Raw genomic sequence first — 4,741 nt, 5'->3', positions numbered from 1 at the left:
GGCGTGCACCAGAAGCTGATCGAAGCGCTTCAACTTCGATAGCAATACCTTGGCATTTCACACTGGCATCCGCCGCAAAAGCGTTCATTTTGCCTGTTTGCGCCTCGCCCGAACACCCTGGGCGAGCATGTCGAGCACGCCGACCGAATCGGCCCAGCCGAGGCAGGCGTCGGTGATGCTCTTGCCATACTCGAGCGCAGCGACGTCGTCCTTGCCCGCGGTGAATTTCTGCGCGCCCGGCTGCAGATGGCTCTCGACCATGACGCCGAAGATCTGACGCGAACCGGCCGCGAGCTGGCCGGCGATGTCGCGGGCCACCTCGATCTGGCGCTCATGCTGCTTGGCGCTGTTGGCGTGGCTGCAATCGACCATGAGCGAGGGGTGGAGCTTTGCGGCTTCGAGCTCTTTGCACGCCGCAGCGACGCTGGCCGCGTCGTAGTTGGTGTGTTTGCCGCCGCGCAGGATGACGTGGCAATCCTTGTTGCCCTTGGTGCGCACGATGGCGACCTGGCCGTTCTTGTGCACCGAGAGGAAATGGTGCGGACGCGCCGCGGCCTGGATGGCGTCGATGGCGATCTTGAGGTTGCCGTCGGTGCCGTTTTTGAAGCCGATCGGCGCCGACAGGCCCGAGGCGAGCTCGCGGTGCACCTGGCTCTCCGTCGTGCGCGCGCCGATGGCGCCCCAGCTGATGAGGTCGCCGATGTATTGCGGGCTGATCACGTCGAGGAACTCGCTGCCCGCCGGCAGCCCCAGGCGGTTGATTTCGATGAGCAGTTGGCGCGCGATGCGCAGGCCTTCGTCGATGCGGTAACTCTCATCGAGGTAGGGGTCGTTGATGAGTCCCTTCCAGCCAACCGTCGTGCGCGGCTTCTCGAAATAGACCCGCATGACGATTTCCAGCGTGTCGGCATGGCGCTCGCGCTCGGCCTTGAGGCGGCGGGCGTAGTCGATGGCTGCGGCCGGGTCGTGGATGGAGCACGGCCCGATGACCACCAGCAGCCGGTCGTCTTTGCCCGACATGATGTCGTGGATGCGGCGACGCGTGTCGGCGATCAGTGTCTCGACGGGGGTGCCGCTGATCGGGAAGAAGCGGATCAGGTGTTCGGGCGGCGGCAGCACGGTGATGTCCTTGATGCGTTGGTCGTCGGTCTGGCTGGTGCGGTCGGCGGGACGCGGCGACCAGACGTCGGTGCTGGCCTGAGGCTTGGGGGTCATCGGAGGGCTCCTGGAATCGAACGTTGGGATGAGGGAAGGTTGTGAGCGGCCAAGAAAAAACCGCCGGGCGGTGACGCTGCGGCGGTTTTTTCGAGGGGTTGGGGGTGCTTACGCGTTCGCCTCTCGTCCGCCGGGGACAGAGAACCAAAAGTAAAAACCAAAAGCGAAGCGCAACAACATGCGAGGAACTTTAGCACATGAATCTTGAAGCCAGGCTTACGCGGTGCCGCCCACGGTCAGCCCGTCGATACGCAGGGTGGGCTGGCCCACGCCCACGGGCACGCTCTGCCCTTCTTTGCCGCAGGTACCCACGCCGGAGTCGAGCCGCATGTCGCGCCCGATCATGGAGACGCGCTTGAGCACGTCGGGCCCGCTGCCCACCAGCGTCGCGCCCTTGACCGGGTATTGGATCCGGCCGTTTTCCACCCAGTAGGCTTGGCTCGCGCTGAAGACGAACTTGCCGCTGGTGATGTCGACCTGGCCGCCGCCGAAATTGGTGGCGTAGAGGCCGCGCTTGATGCTGGCGACGATTTCCTCGGGCTCGTGCGCGCCGCCGAGCATGTAGGTGTTGGTCATGCGCGGCAGCGGCACATGGGCGTAGCTCTCGCGGCGACCGTTGCCGGTGGGCTTGACGCCCATGAGGCGGGCGTTCGTGGCATCTTGGATGTAGCCCTTGAGGATGCCGTCCTCGATCAGCACCGTGCGCTGAGTGGGATGGCCTTCGTCATCCACGTTGAGCGAACCGCGCCGGTCGGCGAGGGTGCCGTCGTCGAGCACGGTCACGCCCTTGGCCGCCACGCGCTGGCCGATGCGCCCGGAAAAGGTGCTGGAGCCCTTGCGGTTGAAATCGCCCTCGAGGCCGTGGCCGATGGCCTCGTGCAGCAGGATGCCGGGCCAGCCCGGGCCGAGCACCACGGTCATCTCGCCCGCCGGCGCGGGACGCGCCTCGAGATTGGTGAGCGCGGCGCTGACCGCCTCGTCCACATACTGCGCAAGCACCGCATCGTCGAAGTAGCCCAGGCCAAACCGGCCGCCGCCTCCGGCAAAGCCCGACTCCCGCCGGCCCTGCTGCTCGGCAATCACCGAGACCGACAGCCGTACCAGCGGCCGCACGTCGGCGGCGAGCGTGCCATCGGCGCGCGCGATGAGCACCACGTCGTACTCCGCCGCGAGGCCAGCCATCACCTGCACGATACGCGGGTCGCGGCTGCGCGCCATCTGTTCCACCCGCCCGAGCAGCGCCACCTTGGCGTTGCTATCCAGCGTGCCGATGGGGTCCACCGGGCCATAAAGCTTGCGGCTGCGCGCCACCTTGCGCGCTGGCGTGCGCACGCGCCGATTCTGCGCGGCCTGGGCGATCGAGCGCACGGTGCGGGCGGCATCCATCAGGGATGCCTCGGAGATGTCGTCCGAGTAGGCAAACGCGGTTTTCTCGCCGCTGACCGCCCGCACGCCCACGCCCTGGTCGATGCTGAAGCTGCCGGTCTTTACGATGCCTTCTTCGAGGCTCCAGCCTTCGGAACGGGTGTATTCGAAATACAGGTCGGCGTCGTCCACCTGACGCAGCCGGATCTCCGCGAGCGCGCGGCTCAGGTGCGCCTCGGTCAGGCCAAACGGTTCGAGCAGCAGCGCCTGCGCGGTGGCCAGGCGCTCGAGGGTGGGTTCACGCGTAATCATGGCTTCATTGTAGGCAGCCGCGGCCCGCCGCCCCGGCGCAGGGAATTGCGGGTGACGCCGAACCCGCCCCCAAACCCGCCCCTCACTCAGCACCCGTCAGGAGGGCATGAGCCGCTTGGCGCGGGCGATGGACATCAGCATGCCCAGTGCCAAGCCGAGCGTGACCATGGCGGTGCCGCCGTAGCTGATGAAGGGCAGCGGCACGCCGACCACCGGCAAGATGCCGCTGACCATGCCCATGTTGACGAAGGCGTAGGAGAAAAACATCACCGCGATGGCGCCCGCGAGCAGCCGGGTGAACAGCGTGGGCGCCTGCGCTGCGATGGAGAGCGCGCGCAGGATCAGCACCGCAAAAGCCGAGATCAGCACCAGATTTCCCAGCAGGCCGAATTCCTCGCTGAACGCCGCGAAGATGAAGTCGGTCGTGCGCTCGGGCACGAATTCGAGATGCGTTTGCGTACCCTGCATGAAGCCCTTGCCGGTGACGCCGCCCGAGCCAATGGCAATCATGCCCTGGATGATGTGAAAGCCCTTGCCCAGCGGATCGCGCGTGGGGTCCAGCAAGGTGCAGATGCGCTGTTGTTGATAGTCGTGCAACAGCGGCCAGCGCACGCCGTCCGCACACCAGTCGTCACCAAAAATCGCGAGCGCCGCCACGCCGGCCAGACCGAGCAGCACCGGCGGCAGCACCAGCTTCCAGCTCAAGCCCGCAAAGAAGATGACCGACAGGCCCGAGGCCAGCACCAACATCGCGGTGCCCAGGTCCGGCTGCTTCATGATGAGCCCGACCGGCACCGCCAGCAGCAGCCCGGCGACGAGAAAGTCCACCGCCCGCAAGGCACCCTCGCGCTTTTGGAACCACCAGGCGAGCATCAGGGGCATGGCGATTTTCATGATTTCGCTCGGCTGGATCACCACCCCGACGTTGAGCCAGCGGCGCGCGCCTTTCTTCGTCAATCCGAACAGCGCCACCGCAACGAGCAGCGCCACGCCCACCGTGTAGAGGGGCACGGCCACGCTCATGAGGCGCTGCGGCGGCACCTGAGCCACCACGAACATGATGAAGCCTGCCAGCAGCATGTTGCGCGCGTGGTCGACGAAGCGCGTGCCGTGGTCGTAGCCCGAGGAATACATCGCAAGCAGCCCCAGGCCACAGAGGACGAACACCGCAAACGCCAGCGGCCCATCGAAGCCACGCAGCATCGGCGAGAGGCGTTGCCACAGAGGGGGGCGGTCGAAAACAGCGGCCATGGGCGCGAATTATCGACGCTGCGGCGGCTCTCTATGATGGTGGTCCATGCGTCCTGAGCCCATCACCCATCTGCTCTACCTGCACGGCTTTCGCTCCTCGCCGCAATCGGCGAAGGCGCGGCATTTGGAGGCGCTGATGCGCGCGCACCACCCCGACGTGCACTGGTGGTGCCCTGCCCTGCCCGCCTCACCGCGCGAGGCGCTGGCCCAGGTGTTCGAGGGCGTGGCCGACTGGCCTGCCGCACGCATGGGGGTGGTCGGCTCCTCGCTGGGCGGTTTTTATGCGACCGTCGTGGCCGAGCGCCTGGCTTGCCGGGCTGCGTTGATCAACCCGGCTGTCTACCCCGAGCGCGATCTGGCAGCCTACATCGGCGAGCACAGCGTCTGGCAGGACCCGCAGGCGCATGTGTATTTCCGCGCTGAATATGTGGATGAACTGCGTGCGCTGCACCCGGGGGCACTGCAGCAGCCCGAGCGTTATCTGGTCTTCATCGCCAAAGGCGACGAGGTGCTCGACTGGCGCGAGATGTTCGCGCGCTATGGCTCCGCCCAGGTCGAGCTCATCGACGGCGGCGACCATGGCCTGAGCGATTTCCCG

General features: G+C 66.5%; 4 protein-coding genes. 1 reads left to right on the top strand and 3 read right to left on the bottom strand.

The window, feature by feature from the left end; all coding sequences use genetic code 11:
* Nucleotides 1-84 precede the first annotated feature (84 nt).
* The 3 genes from JHC36_RS02985 to rodA form a co-directional block, all read right to left on the bottom strand.
* Nucleotides 85-1,215 carry a 3-deoxy-7-phosphoheptulonate synthase gene (locus JHC36_RS02985; protein ID WP_287915649.1) on the bottom strand — a complete coding sequence of 377 codons (1,131 nt, stop codon included), beginning with the start codon at nucleotides 1,213-1,215 and terminating at the stop codon, nucleotides 85-87.
* A 216-nt stretch (nucleotides 1,216-1,431) separates the two neighbouring features.
* Nucleotides 1,432-2,892, bottom strand: coding sequence for a metalloprotease TldD (tldD, locus tag JHC36_RS02980; protein ID WP_287915646.1), 1,461 nt, complete (start codon nucleotides 2,890-2,892; stop codon nucleotides 1,432-1,434).
* Nucleotides 2,893-2,988: 96 nt separating this feature from the next.
* The gene (rodA, locus tag JHC36_RS02975; protein WP_287915644.1) at nucleotides 2,989-4,143 is read right to left on the bottom strand and encodes a rod shape-determining protein RodA; all 1,155 of its coding nucleotides are present in this window, start codon (nucleotides 4,141-4,143) and stop codon (nucleotides 2,989-2,991) included.
* 46 nt (nucleotides 4,144-4,189) lie between these two features.
* Here rodA and JHC36_RS02970 point away from each other — a divergent pair.
* Nucleotides 4,190-4,741: YqiA/YcfP family alpha/beta fold hydrolase (locus JHC36_RS02970; RefSeq protein WP_287915643.1), on the top strand; the 552-nt coding region annotated here is incomplete at its 3' end.

The organism is Tibeticola sp., assembly GCF_022759015.1.
Taxonomy (GTDB): domain Bacteria; phylum Pseudomonadota; class Gammaproteobacteria; order Burkholderiales; family Burkholderiaceae_C; genus Tibeticola; species Tibeticola sediminis.
The sequence above is the reverse complement of the archived record's forward strand: the minus strand, read 5'-3'. Positions and strand labels throughout refer to the sequence as shown.

Coding starts and splice junctions, on each gene's coding strand:
- rodA (WP_287915644.1), bottom strand. CDS start 4,143: ATGGCCGCTGTTTTCGACCGCCCCCCTCTGTGGCAACGCCTCTCGCCG.
- tldD (WP_287915646.1), bottom strand. CDS start 2,892: ATGATTACGCGTGAACCCACCCTCGAGCGCCTGGCCACCGCGCAGGCG.
- JHC36_RS02985 (WP_287915649.1), bottom strand. CDS start 1,215: ATGACCCCCAAGCCTCAGGCCAGCACCGACGTCTGGTCGCCGCGTCCC.